The organism is Flavobacterium sp. (assembly GCF_049590715.1).
In the GTDB taxonomy this organism is placed as follows: Bacteria; Bacteroidota; Bacteroidia; order Flavobacteriales; family Flavobacteriaceae; genus Flavobacterium.
On record NZ_JBAWDL010000219.1, the window covers coordinates 1 to 1,810 of the forward strand.

The 1,810-nt window shown below is 31.3% G+C and carries 2 protein-coding genes; both read left to right on the forward strand.

The window, feature by feature from the left end:
* Nucleotides 1-282: 282 nt before the first annotated feature.
* Entirely contained in the window at nucleotides 283-852 is a 570-nt protein-coding gene (locus WBQ70_RS10155; protein WP_423913661.1) for a Crp/Fnr family transcriptional regulator, read from the forward strand.
* 61 nt (nucleotides 853-913) lie between these two features.
* The coding region (locus WBQ70_RS10160; RefSeq protein ID WP_423913663.1) for an NAD-dependent epimerase/dehydratase family protein at nucleotides 914-1,810 on the forward strand (897 nt) is incomplete at its 3' end.

Below are 1,810 nucleotides of genomic sequence, written 5' to 3' on the forward strand. Positions count from 1 at the left end.
GCATCGAATAGGTCTTGTGAAAAAATAAATCTGTTTGGATAGAAACTGTCCAGCTTTTTTTGTGAATATCTTTGGAATAGAAAAGGCGTCTTGTAATTGCATAACCTTCGTTTTTAGTACTCTCAAAGTTATGCCTTTACATTGATGCCTTGCAAGATTGCGAATTTTGTGGTAAATTCACGATTACGTTTCGCAAGAAATTTTAACTTTAACAGAAAATAATCGGTTACGAAGTTCGCAACCACGCCAAGTGGCAAACATTTATAGGAAATAACTTTAAAAATGGAAAATCTAATTAATTACATACAATCGAGAATTACTATAACCCAAAACGATATTGATTTAATTAAAAAATATTTCGTTTCAGAAGAAATTCCAGCTCAAACTAATCTTTTAAAAGCAGGAAAAGTTGAGCGATATATTTATTTCTTAGATACTGGAATTGTAAAGGGATATCAAAATGCTGACGGAAAGATTGTCGTACAGCACCTTGTAGCAGAACAAGATTTTTTTACATCATTAGATAGTTTTATGACAGAAACACCGTCATTAGATTATTATGAAACTATCACAGAATGTAGTCTTATAAAAATATCGAAACCTGATTTTGATATTTTACAAAAAGAAACAAAATTTTGGGCAATATTTGTCAAAGAAGTAACCAATGAGCATTTAAGTTGCAAATTAGAACGTGTTAAAGATTTTCAAATTTTAACTGCAAAAGAACGTTATCTCAAATTTATAAATCAATATCCAAAATTAGCTTTGAATGTATCTATTGACAATATCGCTTCTTTTTTAGGAATGGAACCTCAATCCCTAAGTCGTATTAGAAAACAAATCACTTTCTAACAAATGTTATTTCTAACCTCTTAATAAGTCTTGAAATTTGCTCAAACAAAATTTAAGAATTATGAGCAACGAAATTTCATTAGTAACTGGCGGAAACGGACATTTAGGAAACAACCTAATTAGACTACTACTTTCCGACAATCAAAAAGTAAGAACAACTGTAAGGAACATTAATAACACTGAACCTTTTAAAGGACTAGACTGTGAAGTTGTTCAAGCCGATATTACCGACAGAGAATCTCTTAAAAAAGCATTTCAAGGAGTTACCAACTTATATGCAGTGGCTGCAAATTTTAGCATGTGGGCTAAAAACCCTAAAACTGAAATTTATGACAATAATATGCAAGGAACACAAAATGTGTTTGACATTGCTAAAGAATGTGGCATCAAAAATATCGTTTATGTAAGTTCAGTAGCTAGTTTGGATTTCACAAAATTACCTGCTAATGTGGACAATGGATATAACAAAGACAGACGAAACTGGTATTACAATTCTAAAAATGATTCAGATAAGCTAGCATTAGAATTGGGTGAAAAATATGGTATTAGGACTGTTCTTGTTTTACCTTCTGCTATGATTGGTGATAAAGCTTACAAATTAAGTTATACTAACGACCTTGTATTGCAAGTTTTAAATGGTGAAATACCAGTAGACACAAACGTAACTTTGAATTGGATTGATGTCAAAGATGTAGCTTCCGGTATGTATAGTGCTATGCGAAAAGGTAGAAATGGAGAACGTTATATTTTATCGAACGAACAACACACTACGTTACAAGAAACAGTAAAAATAGCATCCGAATTATATCCTGAACTAAAAATAAAAGCACCTAAAAAAGCACCAAAATGGTTATTGTACTCAGTAGCTGGTTTAATGGAATTTAGCAGTAAACTTACAGGTAAAGAACCTTTATTACAGAGACACTACTTGGATATGTTTTTTGGCTTAAAACAAGAT